Source organism: Paenibacillus sp. N3/727 (assembly GCF_022637315.1).
In the GTDB taxonomy this organism is placed as follows: domain Bacteria; phylum Bacillota; class Bacilli; order Paenibacillales; family Paenibacillaceae; genus Paenibacillus_AQ; species Paenibacillus_AQ uliginis.
On the sequence record NZ_CP093336.1, the window covers coordinates 3,097,878 to 3,117,758 of the forward strand.

The window sequence follows — 19,881 nt, forward strand, 5'->3', positions numbered from 1 at the left end:
CTCCTCATTATATTCCATTTCCAATCACCTATTAAAGAACGTACGCGGGTAGCATGTAGTGCTTAAACAGGGGACTTATCTTAACCTAAGCACTAAGAAAATACTTTATTTTCTTTGGACATCTGCAGCACGGTATTTATCGTTGAACACGAACATTACTTTGTTGGCCAATTTGCCAGCACGAAGTAATTCCGAATATTAAAAAGGGCGGCCTGAAGGGGCTGCCCTTTTTCTGTATATGCTTCAGCATAGGCTTGGCTTGAGCCAAGTAATGATTTTAAGACAATAAGGGCTTATGCTACCAGCTCTAAGACGGTAAAATACACCGCCTAAGACCTGGTACGCACCGCTGCGGGGTTACTCAGCCCGATAACTAGGCGGCCTAAGCCGTGGGAAATCGCCCCGGCTTAGGCCGCCTACGTTCCTGTCCTTCGCTTAACACCCCACACGGGGCAAAGGTCAAAGTCAAAGGCAGTTTGATCCGCACCGTTTAGCGTTCTGACTGCCTTTTTTCTTCTCAATATTCCAGGTTACCTTTTAGACGGAGCGGAATACTTTCGCTGAACCACCATCCACCTGCTGGTGTTTGTAGTCTAATTACCAAATCGCTATAATTTTGCACAGTTCCCGTTTTTGGGATTATAACGGCAGGGATGTCGAACAGGCTATCGTGGTAAATGCTGGCGCTTGCATTTAGCACACCTTTATCTTTGAAAAAGGCATTGCGATCAGGGCTATCAAATCCATCGACCCGGAACATCAGATGATCGTAAGAATTATATTTTTTTGTATCTTTGTTAAAAACCGTTCCACCTTTGAAATACAAGACGTAACTGTTTTTCTGGTCTTTGACCATCAGGTTCCTGATCGAAGGTCGGTTATTGAACCATTTGAGCGTATTGATCGGAGCAATCAACCCAAGGTTGGGGTCGTTGGGATCGGCAAGGTCGATGGCGATAAGTGCGTCAAGCTTGCCTTGATACATCCCGTCTTTCGATGTGATGGTCATGAGCTTTTCGTTCCACAATTCTTCGACCGACGACTTACCAGCTTGTTTCAGATGGGCTTCCGCTGTTACCCACATTTCCGGCATCACGGTGAAGATGTTCGTACCGTGCCATGCGATTTCAGCACTGCCGACCGCATACTTATCGACGTCGAGGTCAGTGCCGGTGTTCTTGGAAAGAATGCGTTCGTTCGATTACAACGATCGCCTGCGCACGTGTGGTCAGCCCTTTCGGAGCGATCTGCCCTATACCGACGCCTTTTATCAGACCGGCTTTCGTGGCGAGATACATCCATTTGTCATTTTCTTTTTTCGTTTCTCCGATCGCACGAGCTGCAACGCGGGCCATTTCTTCGCGTGTCGTTAGTTTAATAAAAGGGCGTCTAATTATCTTTATTTGCTGCGGTCGATGAAATCATATCGGGAATGTAACAATGTTCTTGTCATCAGTCGGGAATGTTATCAAGTTCTTGTCATTCTGTTTTGACAAGAACTTGATAACATAAATATAAAAAGCCGCATAATCAGTGACTTCTAATGTTACAATGTTTTTGTCACCCGTCACATATGGTTTGTGTCACAAACATTTTGATTTGTTGGATTTTAATTAATGCAATAAAGTACAGTCAGTAACTTGCGTTCTTTTCGCCTTATAGATTTTTTTATATTATCGCGCTTAATCCTCACCTAGCGATCCAGATTGCCGGCTGGCTCCGCCACTTAGCCTTGCAGACGTGTCCGCGGAGTTCACTTCTCAGCTACTGACTTATCTCCGTAGTGACTCCGTAGTGAATAAGCTTCTACTTATTTTGGGCGGACCTAGCGGCTTTAGTCGCGTTACGGGAACATTTTGTTATCTGCCGTCATTCTTCTCTGGTGTTCTTAATTCTGCTCTTTATTTTGTATTATCTTCTATGTATGTTCTTCATGATGATTCTTCAATATTTAGCTCATTGCAACAATTGAACAAAGCTCTATTCTCCTTAAATTATCGCAAATAAGGTGTAAATAAGTTTACCTTTCGAAAATTAATCAATGCATCAAATGTTTCATCTAAATTCATGTCAAAATAATAATTGTCCATGTTGCGGTTGTTAGGATCATTCAAATCAACACCATTAAGAGTACCTATATTAGGCATTTTCAACTCATCTTTAGAAATTAGTCGCTTTAATTGCTTATCTTGCTTCGCACGATCAAAATCCAAGAAATAAACATCCTCTGGCAACTGCATGAATGAATTCAGTAGAGTGTTATCGCTACGAACTGTTAATGAAGGCGGATTCTTATCAGTTATTATCATGTAGTCTGCTGCTAATACACCCTCATTAAAGGATGTTCCAATTGTATAATATGCATCACCATAACTTTTCTTTAAGTGTTCTCCTATATACGTAGGTTCTAGCATTTCGCTATCTACACTAATCTCTTTATCTTCTGCAATTTTAACAAAATAGTCCACTGACGCTTTATTCTTTTTAGAGATATGTCCATTATGCCCTGCGATAAGTATCGGTCCGTTTGCTTGATTTAAAATCCAATCCACTTTTTCTTTCATTGCTGTATCGCGATTATTCGAATATGAAATAAAGTATAAGAAACCATAACCTTCACTATAATCTCGTAACAAAGAATCATTTATCAACGAATAGTTGACATATATAGACCGCATATTCTGCATCGCGACCTCGTACCATTGTTTGTTGGACTTGGAAATAAGATGATCAGCATTCATATTCATTTTGTGTATCAATTGTTCAATAAGACGAACATCCTCTTGTACCAGTGGACTCCATCGTTGTTGTAACCGTTTATACTTAGTTGCAGTCAATGCTCTATCTTTATCTGGATATAATTCATCACCGACTAATTGATGAGATAATCTCACGAGGTCATCTCCACTAACATTTATGCTGCTGAACTCTTTGTAAAGACCACTATCTACATCTTTCAAATACTTTCCAAGTAAGGGTGGTATTAGGTTTGGTCGCTGAACATCCATGCCCCAAAATTGCAACTGTTCTTCACTAGATACGGATCGATTATATTCGCGCATCCAATTGAATAACGCAGCCATCTCTTGCGTATGGTAGAAGGGAGTCCAGCCCTTCCATGCATCTTGCAACTCTATGTCCTCGCCAGAAAGATATCTATTCATTAATTCAGAATTAGCAAAATCCTCTTCCAATACAAATGTGCGAACTCCATACTTTTCAACAAGCACCTTAAATACATCAAGCCGTACAGACTGAAATTCAGCATTGTTATGAGTTGCTTCGCCTAAACCAATAATTTGGACACCATCGGGTATCGTTAATTGATTAACGGGTACAGCATATTTCTCTAGTTTATTAGTTAGATCATTTGGTTGACTAGAACAAGCAGTAAGTATTATCGATATAACGGTCATCAATGCTAAAATAAATCGCCTCATTGCTAAAACTCTCCTCTCCGTAGTGAATAAGTCTCTACCTACTTAGGACGGACCTAGCGGCTTTAGCCTCGTTGCGGGAACATTCTCTTCTTCCCGATCCAAGGGTGTAGAAAGCAGCGTAGATACGCTGTTATGTGACGCTACTGCCATCTTCGAATTGCTTTCCAAACCATGTTTTAAATAATACTTCAACCCACCACGATCTACGTCAGAAAACTTCCTTGGATCTTCTAACATTATTCTATAGATTTCATCAACCGTTTCCCATCTTATATTATTCGTTTCATCACCTGCTTCTAGGAACTTGCCTTCAGCTTTACATATAAAATACATTCCTATAGAATCAACAGGACCTTTAATGGTTTGGTAAACACAATAAGGTTCTAAACACTCGACCTCAAAATAAGGATTAATTTCACGTGTATCAATTCGCTTATGACTACCTCCTACCTCGACAACAGACAATCCAGTTTCTTCATATACTTCGCGTCTCAATCCATCTAATATGGCTTCAAACAGCTCTAATCTCCCACCTGGTAATTCTAATGATTCTTCATTTTTCTTATTTCGGTTCTGAATGACTATTTCAGTATTATCGTTGTTATGACGTTCAATAAATGCTCTTGCATTAACATAAAACATCGTCGAATCACCTATTTATGCATTTCGATCTTTAATAGTATTTTGCAGTAGTTTTACATAACGTCTTATCTACGAACTTCGTAAATAATTCTTTAGATAGAGTATTCGCGAAATTATTGAACTATCCTGTCCGTTAGCGCTAAATAAAATTCCCATCGATGTCTTGAACGTCCTTTCTCATTAAAATAAAAAAAGCCCGAACGATCAGGCTTTAGTGTTTTTTGGAATGTTATGTTAGTTGCATAGTTGTGATACAAGTATTGTCATCTTTAAAAGTATCGATTTCAGATTCTACTGATTTGCCATCATACTCAATTTTCACTTGATATGTCCGATCTCGCGGTAACCATAGATCAATAAAACCATTCTCTAAAGAAGTAATCGTTTCATCCATCACTACAGTACCTTCCTCATCCTGAATAAGCACATCGAAGTTTTTTTCTGCTAATTCCCCTTGGCACCCCGTTAAATTGTGGATAGCACATTCATGTGTGTTTTCAATAAACGGTGCAATCGAAACAAAAAACTCGTCCTCTGGAAGGTCAAAAGAAGTCTTTTTACCATTATCAGTCACAATGAGTTCATGTGATGTAATAGATGCAGTTACATTCTCAAAGGTACCAACACTATACGCATGAACTTTTTCTTTAATATCCTGTGTCCCCGCTTCATTCGATGAACTATTATTGCTGTTACAAGCTACTGCCACCAGACTTAGTAATAATCCCGAAACTATGAGCAAAACCTTTTTCATACATTATTCCACTCCCGTTTTCTTCTCATATTGAAAGGTCAACTATTTTGATTGTATCACATATACACTCCTTCATAATTATGCGATACAGAACTTATGACTTATTAATGAAACTCCAAGAGAATCTTCTAATTTGATGTGCACAAATTGTTGAAGATTCCACAAATCTCATTCACTGATGGTTTTTTTATTTTCTAATTACAATAACCGTCAATACTAATGAATCCTATAATACACTGACTTTTTCAATTGAAAGCTCCTTTATTTCTGACTTATGATACTATTGCGTCCAACTCATCATCACTTGGCTCACCGCCAACAATGGTGATGTGCATCCGCAAAGGTAAACAGATAATTTCTTCATTGGACTTTGTAATATGTCCGAACGTAAAACATATTTTCTCGGGACAATCAGACTCCACAACTTCGATTCCGAAATCCCGAACTCGAAGCAGATCATAGCCACGTTTCGTGCGAATTTTTATCATTTGTGTCTCTTGTGTGAGTTTAACGGTTTGATAGATTTCACCATTAACTTTGATCTGGGCATAAGTCTCACCACGTGGAATCTCATCAGATGACTTTTGAAAAGCGTAAAACCCATGAATCGCCACTGCGACCACCAGTAATACGGCAATTATGATGTAATCTCCCTTTTTGAATTTCATGGTGTTCAACTTCATCACATCTCTTTAAGTTGATTCTCTCTCCACTTCTTATTGACGAAGCCATAGACCATGAAGATCACACTAATCACAATAATAGCAATGCTTGTCCACTGAGCAGCTGTCCATTGGAGTGCATATTCAGGGGTGTCCCCTCGTAAGAACTCCAAAAAAAATCGCCCTGTGTTGTATAGAATGTTATAAGAAAGGAAGATGAAACCTTTCGGCCACTTCACATTTTTCAGTCCGATCAGAATCGCAAATACAATCATGTTCAACTGCATTTCAAACAGTTCAGCCGGCCACAACGGTTGTGAACCAAATGTGTCGTAAGCCATTGTCCCTTCGGGATAGACCAAACCAAAACCTGAATTCGTTGGAGCGCCAAAGGCATCCCCATTTAAGAAACAAGCGATTCTCCCTATGGATTGCCCTAAAATGATGGCAGGAGCCAATACGTCCGCAAACTCCCAAAACGATAACTTATGAATCCGCGTGTAGATCAGACCCGTTACAAATCCACCTACCAAACCACCTTGAATAGAGAGTCCTCCATTCCAAATTTGAAAGATTTCTAATGGATGTTTGAAATAGTAAGCGGATTGGAAAAATAACACTTCCCATAGACGTGCACCAATAATTGCGCCAATAATTACATATAACAGCAGATCAAAGACATGTTTTCGGTATTTCGTACCTTTGGCCAAGTAATAGGCAACGAATGCCGATAAAATAATCGCAATGGCTACGAAGAGCCCGTATGATCGAACGGGAAAACTACCAATATGAAATAAAATCACCTGCACGAGACTCGATCCTCCTCTGACCTAAGATAACCATCATTATACGAAGAAGTTTTGTTGAAACTGTGAAGATCGAATAAACATTCACATCAAATTCGTAACCCCTGAATTCCCCATTTACTTCTATCAATGCTAGATTGCGAATCTGACTAATAAGTCCTTTGACTATAGATACCTCTAATCTGGAAGTAACGCATTATAGGATGAACCCCGAATAGTCAAATCTCGTTGTGGTCGTGCCTCCCCAAACATAGGGGTTCCCACGACCTTATCTACAGATGTTTGCAATGTGACTTTTTCTGCCGCATAGGTACTGCCTGAATATGAGCCAAGTAGAACAGAAGTCACTCTTTTTTTTCTCTTCTCTTGAATATATCGAGTCAATCGATAACCGAAATAGATCACCACTCCAACCAGCGCTATCAATAAGCACGTAGATTTGAGCGTTACCAATCCGATGGCTTCTCTGATTTATTCCCCTTCATCATGAAGAATAACATCGGCAGCATCATTAATGGACATTTCAGTGCGATTAACCAGTCTATACTTTAAATCACTTTATGTTGTAGTGTAAGTTCCTATTTACAAACAGGTTTTTCACTAATCTGTATGACCTTTCTCACTCTAGAATCTACCTTGGTTGCGAACAAAACAAATGCCGTCAGCACCTAACGCAAACGGCATTCCACTCCTTAATGGGATGATTTTCGATGACTCCACCTATTCATGAGAGACATTAGAATCATATGAGAAATCGGGTAAATTAGTAATATTCCCATTAGCAGATAATTCGTTGGTTCACCTCGATAAGCGTTCATCAGAATAACAAGAACGACTAGGACGATAGGGAGTACACAGCAAACGCTCATCATTAAGTTGTGAGATTTCGATTTCTGACCATGATGTGAGGCTTGTTGGTTATCGTTATTACCATGATTGCGATTTCCGCAACAATTCAACATTTATTCCTCCTTTGGATACTCCTTCTAGCGAGTTAAATCTTGAATATCTTTACGCATCATTTCGTTCTGAGCTTTTAATTCATTTAGTTCCCTTTGCATCCGTTCCGTATCCTCGTTACTACCTTTTCCATGTTGACCGTGTCCATGACCTCCGCGCATTCCAAACATCATGAAGATCATCATGAGGGGGCAAGCCAGTAAAAGTAACCATGTCCAATCCATTTTGAACTCCTCATTTCTAAGAACAATTGTTATACCTGAATTTTAGAGCAATTTGCTTCTAATAGAAGGATTTAATCTTTCTGATTTAAACTAGTGTTTCCCGTTAGCTTAAGCTGCATTGCATGGTTGAAATCATAGAAACTACCCAAGTTTAACCCTTAAATATCAAAAAAGGCAGCCAATCCCTTCTGGACGGCTACCTTCGATTATTTGTTGAAGTTGACTTCAATAAAATGAGCGGGTTACTTATTTTTAGTTCTTCTATAAGGATATTTTATTTTTATGCTTACTTCACTAATAAATGTTGATCCCAGTAGCAGGAAAGCGCCGAATATTTGAAATAACGTCATACTTTCGCCTATCACAAGTGCTGAAATAAATAATGATGTTAGGGGATCTACTTAACTTAATATAGCAATGCTTTGACCACCTAGCCCTTTCATTCCGGAAAAGAATAAGTAGAACCCCACACCTGCATGCAGGATACCCAGTATCAAAATAAGAATAACGGAATTACCTGATAACTGATATAACCCTAATTTCTCTTGAGTAATAAAAAGGGCAGGAATCAACAATATCGATGATAATAATAGTTGTGTAATCGTGATTTCCAGTCCATTCATATTCCTAATAAATTTGTTGGTCAAAGTCAGGGTTGCATAAAAAGTTGCCGCAATAAGTCCATATACGATACCAATCGAATGATTGCCGTCTTCACCGTTTCTCGCGCTCTGTAAAATTAAAATCAACCCGAAAAAGGCAGCACAGGCACATAAACATTTTTTTAGGGAGAGCTTTTCTTTAAGCACAATAGGTGACATCCCTATTACCAAAACAGGAGCGAAATAGTAACTTAAAGCGGCATTAGCGATTGTTGTTTCCTTATAAGACTGAAAGAGAAAGACCCAATTTCCGCTCAAGGCGATGCTTGCAAGTAATAATGCAAGAGCATTCTTTTTTATGTTAGACCAAGATACTTTATTATTGGTTATGATGGAGATTCCGAACAATAACAAACCGCCTATCAGACTCATGAATAAAGCTATTTCAATTGAACACAAATCGATATACTTTGCAAAAACGCCAACTGCACCGAAAATCACCATAGACAAAACGAAATACATTTTTTCTTTCAATTTTTTTCCTACTTTCTACTAATATGATGGTTAGACCGACAAGATATAGTCTGCCCTTGCATACAGTAGAATCTATGGAAAAGGAGCATCAAACTTCATGTAGATACCTTGACAGTAGATTCTACTGTTGTGGTTCTACAGGGGGGGCAATAAAATTATACATTTTTATCCTCCTTCTTCAGTGGATTCATTTTTATGAGTCCTGGCATGTTTCTTGCATTATAACACACGAACTTTCACTTGCTTACGCTATAAAATACCATTTATCGACTCCCCGTTAACCTGCCCGTTAGCTTAACAGGCTGCCGATGATCTCGGCAGCCTGTTGTCATGGTGCTATCGTGTCCTGTTAGTTCAACCTCGACTGAGGTTTTCAGTAGCCAACAGTCGTTATTCTACTGATTTACGAAATCAGTCCCATAAGAGTTGGAGTGCTCCCATGCATATTCATGCTTGGTGTCGGTCTGTATTAAAAATTGAACTCACGACAGGCCAGTAAATGATGGATCGCTTTGAAATCCTTCAAAAGAAAGCAGGACCTCAGATGATTTCTCAGGATCGTTAGTTATTCACCCCTACTTCAAAATCTTATGAAATCGTTTCGCACCCTTTCGACAAGAGCCATTGCTCTATAACGGCAAACGCCTGTTGTGCATCCTGTTCATAGAAGACGGCCACCTCTTGCTGGTAAGCATAATTTAATCGTACATAGCCACCCAGTTGCCGGTAAAACAGGAAGCAAGCATATGGGGTCTCAATGGACAAATCCGGTGGAAAATCCGCTTGGCACACTCCGGCTAGCTCGGGCAGCGAAAGCTGGCCCTGCCCTGGTTGCAAACGCAAAAAGAGATGGCTCCGAGTGCCCGTCCACGGTTCATAATAGACGGCTTCCTCTTGACTGCTTCCATATACCTGACAGTATATTTCGTCTAGTACCAAGGCGTACATCCCTTCGTCTTCCTGCTCCCGTACCTGCAGCGAAATAGCCTTTATGTGCTCCGCATGTCGAGGCAGCCAGAGCAGCCCAGCCGTCTGGGGATGTACTGCCAGAAAATCACCATCCACCGTCGTGCCTATAGCGATACACTCGCCGATCTGCTGCTCAGTAATGGGGCTGTCTTCGTCACACTCCCATAACCCGTACCCAGCAAAAGGTTTTAGTACCTCTGAATCAGGCAATTGGACATTGATCCACCCTCTGTAAGTCCCTTCACCGAATCGCTGCAAAAACCGAAGGTAGCCTGGTGGATAAATAGCGGCGTCTTCCTTCGCAAGAACTTGGTTTTGGCCCTCGGACAGCGGCTTTTGCCGAGATACAATGTACATGTATATTCCCCCTGTTTCCTGAACGATCAAATACCTCTCCGGATTAATTTCATCGGAACTGCTTAGCTTACCATTCATAAAAATTTTCCTCGATCATTTCCTTGAAAGAATCCGCTAATAACTTGATCTCCCCGGTATCGTGATAACAGATGAGAACCTTTCCTGCCTGATTAATGATAATCGGATCGCCGGAATGCCTACTAGTGTTCTATTATCTTCCCGATGAAGAAAAATCTTTAATCTCTCCATTAACGCATCTTTCATAGGTAACCTCCTTCCCTATGACTTCATGATAAGGTAGTTACTTATCAATAATTTCCCAGTTTAGTTCAGCAGTTGTGCCTTCTAAAAATTGAAGGAGTGCAGATTCAATAAGCTCAAGGCTAACGATGTACTTCTGGGGAAATTCGCAGGCTTGGCCGCCTACTGTAATCTCAACAAACTCGTCTTCTTCCTCCAGTGGGCCGAGAAGGTTGTGAATCGTAGTGTCGGTCTCCACAGTTACGATGAACTCGTGACTGCCGCCGCCGATCATGATCATGTTCTCCATATACCGAATCGTGACTTGACTGCGCGTGAAGCCATCCATCCGCCGGATGACTTCCAGGCACGTTTCAAGCGATGCATGAGAATGCTCGATCGTGTCCGCTACAGCTCCATTCCGCTGTTCTTCATAAACGGTGATCACCGGTCAACACCCCTTTACCCATTTGTAATTTGCCGATCCCACTGCCCGTTCATAATCTCTTTTAATCAGTATTCTCGAGCTGCATCGAACCAGCATTGAGCCATCTCCTCCGTTATAGGCTGGCCAATCAGGTGATCGGACTGGCTGAGTTGCCATACTGCTTCGCCAAGGTCTTCTCTTTCGGTGGTTTCGATGCCTTTGAGGGTATTGAAGCGCACGGTAAAAGCGGTAATGGCTGCCTCGGCATCGGCAAGGCTGCGGGCCTGGGACAAGGATGCCTGTGCAACGTTGTAAGCTTCGTTAGCCAGTTTGGCCAGACGTTTAGGCCAGGACGCGAACGGGCGGCCAAATTCGGTTGTCCACCACTCAGGCTTTCGCAATTGGCTCACTGAAGCATGGCCGACCCACGGGCGGGTTTTGGCGCGTGTTTTCATTTGCTGCCTTAAGCGCTTGCCCGTGGTCTCTTCCACATTGTAGGCGATAAATCTGTCAAGCAGCGGCCACGTGTCGAAGGGGGGCAAGTCCTCTAAATCAGGCATGAAGCGCAGCTCCAGATTTGTTAACTGGGCATGACGAGCCAACAAGTCCATGTCACAGAAGTTCCCCCACAAACTCAGTGAGTCAAGGTTGGGGAACTGATCTAGACAGTCCAGCGAGATGGGCTGTCCCAGCGGCGTATTTTCCAGCGTCAGGCTAGTCACCTGGTACAATTCACCCATATCGGGCAGCTTGAAAGGAGGATCATTCTTGCGTCGGCTGGTGCGCGGCGCTAGTGTCAGAGAAGACGGCATATCACCAGTGGCCGAGAAGCGTGATAGATCGCCAGACACGTTCAGGCGGAAAGGTCTCTTTGGAAGCATCAAGCTCAGGCGCCCTCCGGACTGGCCCAGCTCGATATGCAAGCCATGTAAAAAGGACTGGCTGGCGTCCACCACCGTATCGGCAGACAGGATCGGAGCCCACGTCATCTCTTCAATGGGACGTGTCTGCGCCCAATCCAAGAAGCCCGCATCACTGCCTGAATAGTACAGAAATCGCGGCCAGGGCGAGCCCGCCGGCGTAGCAAAGGCATCGAATACGGTCCAATCGATGCGCGCGTCTGGCGCGACGTGAAGGTCCGCCTTTTTCCCCAATTGCGACGGTCCGATAGATAGGCTCCCTACACCGGGCCGAATGACAAGAGTGTGGCTGCGAGGACCCGTCAGGTCAATGGGATAACAACCGTCTTCTCTAACAGAAGCAGGAGGGCGAGCTTGGTTATGAATTGGCATTTCCGTCATCCTTTCTTCTACCTTTGATTTAGATGCTCCATTTTTGAAAACCCAACTTGAATAAGGAATCTTGTATTTCTTGATCTACTTTGCTTTTGGAGGTTGCGAATTCCAATTCGGACAATGGACTCGGAAGCTTTTGCCCGATGAAGGAATCAAAATCGATAGCCGTTTTGAAAATACGGAGCTTGCGCAGCGACGGCAACCGCTCCATCCCCGACAAACGAGCCAAACCTTTACAATTTGAAATAGTTATCTCCTCCATCGCCTCCATCCCATGATCAAAGGCGAATTCCCGCAGCCTGGCTTGGTCCTCAATCTTAAGGCTCGTCAACGCTTGGAATTTCGTAATATTGCTCAGGTCATGAAAACCCCGGATTCTACAAATCTCCAAGTCGTCGATTTCATTCTCTTCGATTTCCTGAATATGCTCTCGCCCTCCAAGCAAAATGCGAAGATGCTTCAGCTTCTTCAATCGGTTTATAAAATGTAACGGTAATTTACTAATCGAATGTAGCGCGAGGTAATTTAAACCTTCCAGATAGCCTATCGCATCCAAATTTTTCACCTTGCCCCCAACATGCAAATGTTCCAGATGAGAGAACTCTTTAAAATATTGCAGGTTGAGAATCTTTTTATCCGAGATAATGACTAAATCTCTTAAAGAGCGCAGCGAGTCTATTCCCAAAATATCCGAATTCTCCAGCTCATGTATGCCCAGATTCAAACTGTGCAAGTGTTCCAGCCTGGCCAATGTATCGGTGTTATGTGCCTGGACGAGACTATTGAGATGCAGCATTTTGACATGGGGAATCCTCAGGAGCGTACGACCATCGAACGAGAGGGAATAATGCCCGTAGAAACGTACTCCGAAGTTTTCATCCAAACGCGCGCAAAGCTCATCCACTTCCTCCAAAATGGAGGCATAAAAATCCGGGTGAGAGAACTGAACAATCACTTGGTTACCGTCGCGCAAATCCTGCTTGATCCGTACCCGGTCCAGCGCAACAGGATTATTGATCAGAATCTTCCTTTTCCATTTCTTGCGCATTCGTAACCTCCTATTTGCCCTCGAGCAGAAGTCTGTGATTTAGTTGCTAGTCATAACAAGCTTATATTTCTTAAAAATCCAAGAGTTCATCATATCATTCATCGTATTTTTGCTTATGCGAACAGGCGGCTTTTGCTCTTGCAATGCATCTACCGCATATGCAAAAAAACGAAGCAGCTTTGTGACTTTCTTGATATCGTTCGCTAATTCGTTAAAAAACGTATACGTTAACGGCTGATGTTCCCGAATATCCTCAAATACATAGTACTTCCCTTTTTCATCCTCCAAATCAATTCGAAAACCTTTCGGTAATGATAGCATAATATACGGCAATTCATCTTCCGCCCACTGTTGAAGATATGGAAACCTGACGCTTTCATTTCTTACAAAAAATCCAGAGCTTTCATTCTCAATCGTAATTGAAATAGAATAAACAAAGAAAGGGTGGTAATCGGGTTTTTCTTGCTTCGTAAAATACCGGTAAAATGTTTCATAAGCCTCATATACCTGATTTTTGTCATGTTTTGTCTGGGCATAATTAGTACGATTAAATTGTGCTTGTTTCTGCTCGAAAAGTTTTAAAACATCCTTAAATTCCTCTGGTGTTATAAAGAATTTAAGTTTATAGAATCCGCTGTGTTTTAATCTATCCATTCTTTTCACCGCCTAATAAGTCAGAGTGGATTCATCGCTATCGTGGCACTTTTACTCCGCCGCTTCCGCCAGCCATGCTTGCATGGCCGGAGACTCTGCCCGATTCAAACGCAGGGCGATTTCGGTATTGATTTCATCCGGTGGCATAACCTCGACAAGGACGCATACCGACTCTCGCGATTGATTTAAGGCAAACACGCCTTCATCATCGAGCATTTTCATCGCCTGCTCCAAGGCCTTCAGCCTCAACTCAAACTCGCGATTCCATTCGTCAGCCTCAAGCCCCGCCATGGCAGTACGCTCCATAAACAATTGTTTAACGTCATCGAAGTTCTCATCCTTGAAACAACAATAGGGAGAATCAGCATAGGACCATTTGATGAGTTCCGCAATCGTTGATTCCGGCGTGTCGCTCTCGTCTCCTTGCCTGACCGCTTCCCTCTCCAAGGCCTCCCATGACCAAGCGGAGATGCTTGGCGCATGTCCCTCTTCAGTAGTAAATAGTGTGCAGTAATAGAATCGCTCGCCATTTTCAAAAAGAGTGCGAAAAGACATCCTGGCTGCACCAGCGATCTCTGCCGCCAGCGCCTCAATTTCTTGCGTCGGTTGCATAACTTTTACCCCCTCAAACAAAATAGGAATCCTCAAACTCAATGACATCGTCAGTATACGAAAATTGATTGGACTGGAGCCTCTTTAAAATTTTGTTCGAGAACTCTTCAAATGAGTTTGCAATCACCTCTTGATAGCTCATACCTGAGTGATATTTAAAGATTTATCCAGAGATGCCGTTTTTCCCCGGATCTAAATCCAGTATCAGACGTGAGGATGCCTCATAATCGGTAAACGGAATCCATTTTTTGCTCCAAATCAGAGGCTTGATCCGATCTTCGTCGATCCACGCCACCTGCTCTTCGTCCTCGAACAAATCATTCATCATGGACCATGTTTCGATGATATCCGGGACAGACAAAAAGGAGTTGTAACCGATAAAAGGTACTTGCTCTTGTTGTCCGTTCCATATAGACAGATAGTTGCGAAAATGACTCGGTAGTTGGACGTATAATGTGCTTTCCAAGAGGTTTATTTCTTCCTCTGTAGCTGGAGGGTTTACCGTAGAATAAATCGGTTGCGATATCGTTTCAATATGTCTTAGAATGTTCTCCCATACGTCCTTAGCCATTCCTGGTCCACCGCCACTCTTTTATAATTCATATTTCCCAAATCTATTTCTGAGAGCTTCTTCGTGGGGTATCCACTCCGAATCACTCCATAAAGACATTCTTACAAGTTCCGACAGCTTATCTACGGCTTGTTCTGGGATAGTGATCCTTATAAAATCGTCAAGATCCTCATTACGGATATCCAACGCTTCTCGCAGGTAGTCATCATTAAGACGTTCTTCTTTGAGTTCATATTCATCCCTCGTCCACTGTTCGCAAAAGATTCTTTCGGCCTGGATGTCTCCATCCTCGAAAATCGACAACTCGAATATTTCCTCATTCATATATCCGGCGGTCATCACCGGCCCCTCAATAAGCTGGGACAACGTTTTGCCGATCCTCTTCACTGTCCCCCATACGAAATAATCGTGGAGCACGCTGATCCAGTCCTCGTTGCTTTTGTTTACATACATGACAACTTTGGCCTCTTGAGCTTTATTTTTACCTAGTACTTTGGAATGCCCTTCGCTTAGCGCTCTCAATGCTTCGACAGTCTTCTCAAAGTTTTTCGACTTGATATGCAAATTTGCGAATGATCTTCCCATAGGAGAACCTCCTTAAACTAAGGCTGTTTTATGCTCATTACCTAATATAGTAGCCCTAAATAATATGTATCTTATTTCCATTATAGTGATCGTTTGTCCTGAATCCACCTACTTTTTACCTGAATTCTGGAAATGTACACGATTCACTCCCTCATGAGAAAAGAGAGTGTCTCTCCGTCATTTTAGGACTTCGGGACACCCTCTTTTGAACTATTCCACATCTTCTACATTCTCGCCCTACTTATGATATGGTATCGCAGGATCTCACCGCCGGGCAAACCGATGATGAGTTCAACGCGGTGCTTTCCAAATCCATTTAAAGACATTTATGAAGCCTCCATTAAATAAAAGTTTCACGACCCCGAACTTTAGCTAAGCTCGGGGTCGTTTCTTATGTCCAACAATATGAAGTTAGGTGAGGAATCCCATGAGCCTAAGTAATGATTTTTTTTGCCGCTTGCGATATTCAAATTATTGGAATCAGAAAATATAGAAGATGAGACCTTTGCCCTCGGCTACAGTTTGGCTGTAGAAACGCTGGATTTCGTTAAAATGCTGAAGCATGTAGGCAAAGAACTCGTCCTCATCCTCGTCTGAAACAGTGTCAGGCTCAAGAGGATATACCTCGTCCTTGACCATGGCCGGGAAATCATACCGCAAGCGGAGCTGCGCTTCATCCAGCTCAGACATAGCCTGAAGCGCTTCTGCAACTTGTTCGGCGCGTAAGGAAAACGCCCCGAATGAGCCAAAATCGATGCCTTTGTCTGACGTCAGCGGAACAACATAGCCAAGAGGGAGCTCTCCATCGGAAATATCTCCACAAAGCAAGTAGTGAATCGCCTCCCAGGATCTATCAATGTCCAGTCCGGGATAATCGTCTATTTTCAAACTCTTCAATGCAATTTCGCCTGCTGCGATTTGCTGCACCAGGCTGTCATCCATGGCAAAGTAATATCCACGCATTCCCATGTTTTCAGCCTTATTTCCATTTTTAGTGATTACTTTCTTTCATTGTAGGTCAATTAAAGTACAACTCGCTTTAGCCGAGTTGTTTTTATTTTTAATAATTATTTGATTGTTGACAGTATTTTTAATTCTCTAAGATATTGTTCAGCAGCCATCTTACTATTAGAGCTACTAAATCTAGTTTGCTTCTAATAGAAGGTTTTAATCTTTCTGATTTGAACTAGTGTTTCCCGTTAGCTCAATAACTACATCAACGAATTAATTATCATCCATATTTGCTTGTATAACGTCCACCCAATTTGTATTATGCAACATCTCGGAAGAATCCCCATGAAATGCCTTCATGGCTTCCTGATCATCAAACAGCCGATATCTCATCCAAGCCGTCAAGTAACCCCTATGATTGCCACCATTACCTTCAATCGCTGTATGAGCTGCACCTTTTGCCATCCCCATCATAACAGGCGTGCTTGCGTTAGTACTATGCAAGGCTAATTGATTCGTTGATACCGGTGAGATTAGAAAATCTCGTGTACCGCCCATAATGAGGAAAGGAACGGTAATACGTGCTGTATCGTACACATCTTCTGGATCACAATGCTTCAAATCTGGGAGAGCGATGGATACAACCGTCTTAATCAACAATCCACTTTTATAGTTGGTATGAGCATTAATAACCCCAGTAGACCCTTGAGAATGTCCAGCTACACCAATTTGTTCCATTTGTATTTTTTGATAAAACAAGCTGTTTGCTAGTTGGTTTTCATTTTTCAAATAATCAATAGCCTCCACAATTTCTTTGCCTGTTCCTGTTGTCTTGCTATAGGAATCTATTACAATGAATCCCCAGCTAGCAAGATGAGTTAAGAGCTCATGATAACGATCTGGCGTGGCATCTGTTCCATTCCCCCAAGAAATAATAGGATAGGATTCGTCTCCTTGAAATGCTGGGTAGTATATTCTAAATAAAGCCTCACCGCTCGTACTCTTAACTTCTTCTACCTTTACATGATAGCTTCCTTGCTGTGCATACCGCTGCTCAATGCTTCCTTCTGCAAGTTCTGGTACATTAGAATGAATGATTATTTGCATGAAAATTGTTATTGGAACTGCAACGATAAGGACTAAAGCTGACAACCATAAAATCCACTTTCTTTTTTTCAAAACCGACATACATGTGACCTCTACGATAGTCTATAGGTTTCTCTATCGTTTTCTCTGTTAAAATATGAAACTAAAGGATATACGTGAAAGATGTAGTTATGTTTCATTAAACAAGATGCTAGATTGAAAAGTAGATACGGGGGACCGAGAATAGCTTAGTAAATACGATTTGCTGTAAGTACAATAGACTCGAATATAGTTAACCGTTAGTTTAACGATTAAATGGTTCTATTCAATTTCACTTCAAAATTCGGTTTAGTAACATAATCCATGTAATGTGTTTTCCCATCGAAATCTAAATAAGCTTGATAACGTGTACGGATAGCTGGGGCTGTAATCATATTAAGTGCTTGATCCTTTTCAACCCAACGGCAATCCGATGTCTCTTCGGATGTACAAAAATGCCCGCCAACGGGCTTACAGACAAAGTCCAACATCACTTTCGTTGGAACATCGGTCACACCGTCGTACCATTTATGAACTCCTGTATTCGAGAAGACCCCAAATAAATGCGAGACCAGCACGTCTATTCCGCTTTCCTCTTTTATCTCTCTAATCAAAGCATCCATTAAGTTTTCACCTACTTCTACTTGTCCACCTGGGCACACCCAACCGCCATGTCTAGTCTTCACCAAAAGTACTTGCCCTTGTTCATTTTCCACAATACCGCTAACAGCAACAATATGAGTTGGCCACGCCACGATCATTCCTCCAAATCTATATGGGTAATTATTCCACACTATATTTTACACGAGATTGAATTCTACTTCCCGTTAGCTTAACGATCCAAGAGTATTCTTTTACATACGATAGATCAGCCTTTAATCCATATTGTTGCTTAGCTTCCTCTGCGGTAAGGAATTCTTGTTTACTAGCTAGTAGAGGCTTTACGATATTCAGGTTCAACAATTCTCTAAAGTTCATTTCCGATCTTAGCGCGGGGGATACCTCATTTATCTGTGTCATAGTAAAGGCCTACAAGCTTTCGTTGTAAGTGTGCTTATAGGAATTCTCATGGTTCTTTCAGATAGTCTTTTTGATTGTTCCATACGTAGCAATTTCCTTTACTTTTTCTGAAACTGCCCATAATTTCTGTTTGAGTAAAATTCCGAGTCCGCAGTACGAACAAAGCGATTCCGGTGTCCTAGGCTACTTGGCTTCAACCGATTAGATTGTTTCGCTAAGTACTCCTTCAGCAGAGTTAAAGTTATCTCGGTTATATCCAGGTCACCGAGTTCCTTCATCAGCATTTTGTGTTGGAGAGAGTATGCTTTCAATGTTCTCGGACTAAATCCTTGGATACGTTTATCAGTCTCATACAGTCGCCACAACTCACTTAAGATCATAACAAAACCTCCTATTAGAGCTATTAAATCTAGTTTGCTTCTAATGGAAGGATTTAATTTTTCTGATTTGAACTAGTCGTTAATTAAACTAATTTTTCAAGGCTCCATCCGGTATAGGTACCATATTTTTTACCGTACATACTCATGAGATGCGTTTGATAATCAATAAGAGCTAAGGCTTCCGTTTTGGTAGCTTTAAATGTGACTGTGTCATTCGTTATGGAAATCTGCTGAATTTCGAACGATGTGAGTGCGATTTCTTTTGCAAACTTACTGGCGTTTATGGACGGAATCTCGAAATGATGCGATATATGACAAGTGTTAGTTCGCCTAGGGTTGATACCGGAATCAGTCACTTTTTTTCGTTAAATTCCCATCGAATCTTTCGTTCTTGATCTGTTTCAACTATTCCGGTGAGCCCTTCGGCGAATAGGCTGTCAATTTCATATCGGTTATAATCCAAAATCCATTTTCGGTATAAATGGTAAATAGGCAAAAGAGTGTCTTTGTCGGAACTGAAAACATCACAGCCGCGATCGTCATACATATGATACAAAATGTCTTTTGTTTTGTTGTATAGGTAAATCCGTCCACCGGGCATTGGTTTACGCATGAAGTCGTCATTTACAATGCATTCAAGTACATATGGCATTCGGATTTCTTTCGCTTTGACTTCAACGTTCCATTCTTTTGTGTAGTGTTCGTCATCCGATTCATCAAATTCATATGGCAAAATACGCAATTGCGCTTTCTTTAATTTTGTTTTGAAAAAACGCTTTAACCTTATTTGACTAACTCGTTTTTCATCCTTACCGTAGCTGGAGCGATGGATAAATAACACATCATCCTCAGGATTAAAGATTGAACGATAAATGGCACTCGCGCGCCGAAGACTTTCGCGCCGATACTCCTCCCCCATCAAATTCTCAAGTCCTAATTCAAATCGAATGTATGGATCATGAGCCTTCATTTCTTTTAAAATATTCACTGCAGATATTCCCTTCTAGATGTAACTTTATTTTT

At 41.7% G+C, this 19,881-nt stretch carries 23 protein-coding genes; all 23 read right to left on the reverse strand.

Annotated features, from left to right (window positions below; all coding sequences use genetic code 11):
• Positions 1–517: 517 nt before the first annotated feature.
• On the reverse strand, positions 518–1,084 hold the full coding sequence (locus MNQ98_RS14210) for a hypothetical protein (protein ID WP_241933746.1): 567 nt from the start codon (positions 1,082–1,084) through the stop codon (positions 518–520).
• A gap of 79 nt (positions 1,085–1,163) precedes the next feature.
• Positions 1,164–1,355, reverse strand: coding sequence for a hypothetical protein (locus tag MNQ98_RS14215; protein WP_241933747.1), 192 nt, complete (start codon positions 1,353–1,355; stop codon positions 1,164–1,166).
• 639 nt (positions 1,356–1,994) lie between these two features.
• Complete coding sequence (locus tag MNQ98_RS14220; protein ID WP_241933748.1) at positions 1,995–3,440, reverse strand: erythromycin esterase family protein; 1,446 nt, start codon at positions 3,438–3,440, stop codon at positions 1,995–1,997.
• 42 nt (positions 3,441–3,482) lie between these two features.
• Entirely contained in the window at positions 3,483–4,082 is a 600-nt protein-coding gene (locus MNQ98_RS14225) for an NUDIX hydrolase (RefSeq protein ID WP_241933749.1), read from the reverse strand.
• Positions 4,083–4,311: 229 nt separating this feature from the next.
• A complete protein-coding gene (locus MNQ98_RS14230; protein ID WP_241933750.1) occupies positions 4,312–4,836 on the reverse strand; it encodes a CueP family metal-binding protein in 525 nt (174 codons plus the stop codon).
• Between the two features lie 272 nt (positions 4,837–5,108).
• Positions 5,109–5,519, reverse strand: a complete 411-nt coding sequence (locus tag MNQ98_RS14235) for a NusG domain II-containing protein (protein ID WP_241933751.1) — start codon at positions 5,517–5,519, stop codon at positions 5,109–5,111.
• The gene (gene lgt, locus MNQ98_RS14240) at positions 5,519–6,307 is read right to left on the reverse strand and encodes a prolipoprotein diacylglyceryl transferase (RefSeq protein ID WP_241933752.1); all 789 of its coding nucleotides are present in this window, start codon (positions 6,305–6,307) and stop codon (positions 5,519–5,521) included. Before lgt ends, MNQ98_RS14235 begins: the two co-directional genes overlap by 1 nt.
• A 983-nt stretch (positions 6,308–7,290) precedes the next feature.
• Positions 7,291–7,488, reverse strand: a complete 198-nt coding sequence (locus MNQ98_RS14245; RefSeq protein WP_241933753.1) for a DUF2933 domain-containing protein — start codon at positions 7,486–7,488, stop codon at positions 7,291–7,293.
• 401 nt (positions 7,489–7,889) lie between these two features.
• Positions 7,890–8,624, reverse strand: a complete 735-nt coding sequence (locus MNQ98_RS14250; RefSeq protein ID WP_347272257.1) for a DMT family transporter — start codon at positions 8,622–8,624, stop codon at positions 7,890–7,892.
• Positions 8,625–9,212: 588 nt separating this feature from the next.
• Positions 9,213–9,950 (reverse strand): hypothetical protein, encoded by a 738-nt coding sequence (locus MNQ98_RS14255; protein WP_241933754.1) that lies wholly within the window; start codon positions 9,948–9,950, stop codon positions 9,213–9,215.
• Positions 9,951–10,064: 114 nt separating this feature from the next.
• Positions 10,065–10,214 carry a hypothetical protein gene (locus MNQ98_RS14260; RefSeq protein ID WP_241933755.1) on the reverse strand — a complete coding sequence of 50 codons (150 nt, stop codon included), beginning with the start codon at positions 10,212–10,214 and terminating at the stop codon, positions 10,065–10,067.
• 37 nt (positions 10,215–10,251) lie between these two features.
• A complete protein-coding gene (locus MNQ98_RS14265) occupies positions 10,252–10,638 on the reverse strand; it encodes an Imm1 family immunity protein (RefSeq protein WP_241933756.1) in 387 nt (128 codons plus the stop codon).
• A 65-nt stretch (positions 10,639–10,703) separates the two neighbouring features.
• Complete coding sequence (locus MNQ98_RS14270; RefSeq protein WP_241933926.1) at positions 10,704–11,909, reverse strand: hypothetical protein; 1,206 nt, start codon at positions 11,907–11,909, stop codon at positions 10,704–10,706.
• 28 nt (positions 11,910–11,937) lie between these two features.
• Positions 11,938–12,960, reverse strand: coding sequence for a hypothetical protein (locus MNQ98_RS14275; RefSeq protein WP_241933757.1), 1,023 nt, complete (start codon positions 12,958–12,960; stop codon positions 11,938–11,940).
• Between the two features lie 39 nt (positions 12,961–12,999).
• Positions 13,000–13,614: a hypothetical protein gene (locus MNQ98_RS14280; protein ID WP_241933758.1), complete on the reverse strand. Its 615-nt coding sequence runs from the start codon at positions 13,612–13,614 to the stop codon at positions 13,000–13,002.
• Positions 13,615–13,665: 51 nt separating this feature from the next.
• A complete protein-coding gene (locus MNQ98_RS14285) occupies positions 13,666–14,226 on the reverse strand; it encodes a DUF4303 domain-containing protein (protein ID WP_241933759.1) in 561 nt (186 codons plus the stop codon).
• Positions 14,227–14,389: 163 nt separating this feature from the next.
• Positions 14,390–14,797 (reverse strand): SMI1/KNR4 family protein, encoded by a 408-nt coding sequence (locus tag MNQ98_RS14290; RefSeq protein ID WP_241933760.1) that lies wholly within the window; start codon positions 14,795–14,797, stop codon positions 14,390–14,392.
• Positions 14,798–14,818: 21 nt separating this feature from the next.
• On the reverse strand, positions 14,819–15,382 hold the full coding sequence (locus MNQ98_RS14295) for a hypothetical protein (protein WP_241933761.1): 564 nt from the start codon (positions 15,380–15,382) through the stop codon (positions 14,819–14,821).
• 480 nt (positions 15,383–15,862) lie between these two features.
• Positions 15,863–16,351: a YfbM family protein gene (locus MNQ98_RS14300; RefSeq protein ID WP_241933762.1), complete on the reverse strand. Its 489-nt coding sequence runs from the start codon at positions 16,349–16,351 to the stop codon at positions 15,863–15,865.
• A 255-nt stretch (positions 16,352–16,606) separates the two neighbouring features.
• Positions 16,607–17,521, reverse strand: coding sequence for a poly(ethylene terephthalate) hydrolase family protein (locus MNQ98_RS14305; RefSeq protein ID WP_241933763.1), 915 nt, complete (start codon positions 17,519–17,521; stop codon positions 16,607–16,609).
• A gap of 209 nt (positions 17,522–17,730) precedes the next feature.
• Positions 17,731–18,213: an NUDIX hydrolase gene (locus MNQ98_RS14310; protein WP_241933764.1), complete on the reverse strand. Its 483-nt coding sequence runs from the start codon at positions 18,211–18,213 to the stop codon at positions 17,731–17,733.
• 363 nt (positions 18,214–18,576) lie between these two features.
• The gene (locus MNQ98_RS14315) at positions 18,577–18,858 is read right to left on the reverse strand and encodes a site-specific integrase (protein WP_241933765.1); all 282 of its coding nucleotides are present in this window, start codon (positions 18,856–18,858) and stop codon (positions 18,577–18,579) included.
• Between the two features lie 352 nt (positions 18,859–19,210).
• A complete protein-coding gene (locus MNQ98_RS14320; protein WP_241933766.1) occupies positions 19,211–19,846 on the reverse strand; it encodes a DUF3885 domain-containing protein in 636 nt (211 codons plus the stop codon).
• Positions 19,847–19,881: the final 35 nt, after the last annotated feature.

Bases quoted from the DNA above. Each gene is read 5' to 3' on its own strand.
- MNQ98_RS14210 (WP_241933746.1), bottom strand. From the start codon at position 1,084: ATGTGGGTAACAGCGGAAGCCCATCTGAAACAAGCTGGTAAGTCGTCG.
- MNQ98_RS14215 (WP_241933747.1), bottom strand. From the start codon at position 1,355: ATGGCCCGCGTTGCAGCTCGTGCGATCGGAGAAACGAAAAAAGAAAAT.
- MNQ98_RS14220 (WP_241933748.1), bottom strand. From the start codon at position 3,440: ATGAGGCGATTTATTTTAGCATTGATGACCGTTATATCGATAATACTT.
- MNQ98_RS14225 (WP_241933749.1), bottom strand. From the start codon at position 4,082: ATGTTTTATGTTAATGCAAGAGCATTTATTGAACGTCATAACAACGAT.
- MNQ98_RS14230 (WP_241933750.1), bottom strand. From the start codon at position 4,836: ATGAAAAAGGTTTTGCTCATAGTTTCGGGATTATTACTAAGTCTGGTG.
- MNQ98_RS14235 (WP_241933751.1), bottom strand. From the start codon at position 5,519: ATGAAGTTGAACACCATGAAATTCAAAAAGGGAGATTACATCATAATT.
- MNQ98_RS14245 (WP_241933753.1), bottom strand. From the start codon at position 7,488: ATGGATTGGACATGGTTACTTTTACTGGCTTGCCCCCTCATGATGATC.
- MNQ98_RS14255 (WP_241933754.1), bottom strand. From the start codon at position 9,950: ATGTACATTGTATCTCGGCAAAAGCCGCTGTCCGAGGGCCAAAACCAA.
- MNQ98_RS14260 (WP_241933755.1), bottom strand. From the start codon at position 10,214: ATGAAAGATGCGTTAATGGAGAGATTAAAGATTTTTCTTCATCGGGAA.
- MNQ98_RS14270 (WP_241933926.1), bottom strand. From the start codon at position 11,909: ATGCCAATTCATAACCAAGCTCGCCCTCCTGCTTCTGTTAGAGAAGAC.
- MNQ98_RS14275 (WP_241933757.1), bottom strand. From the start codon at position 12,960: ATGCGCAAGAAATGGAAAAGGAAGATTCTGATCAATAATCCTGTTGCG.
- MNQ98_RS14280 (WP_241933758.1), bottom strand. From the start codon at position 13,614: ATGGATAGATTAAAACACAGCGGATTCTATAAACTTAAATTCTTTATA.
- MNQ98_RS14285 (WP_241933759.1), bottom strand. From the start codon at position 14,226: ATGCAACCGACGCAAGAAATTGAGGCGCTGGCGGCAGAGATCGCTGGT.
- MNQ98_RS14290 (WP_241933760.1), bottom strand. From the start codon at position 14,797: ATGGCTAAGGACGTATGGGAGAACATTCTAAGACATATTGAAACGATA.
- MNQ98_RS14295 (WP_241933761.1), bottom strand. From the start codon at position 15,382: ATGGGAAGATCATTCGCAAATTTGCATATCAAGTCGAAAAACTTTGAG.
- MNQ98_RS14300 (WP_241933762.1), bottom strand. From the start codon at position 16,351: ATGGGAATGCGTGGATATTACTTTGCCATGGATGACAGCCTGGTGCAG.
- MNQ98_RS14305 (WP_241933763.1), bottom strand. From the start codon at position 17,521: ATGTCGGTTTTGAAAAAAAGAAAGTGGATTTTATGGTTGTCAGCTTTA.
- MNQ98_RS14315 (WP_241933765.1), bottom strand. From the start codon at position 18,858: ATGATCTTAAGTGAGTTGTGGCGACTGTATGAGACTGATAAACGTATC.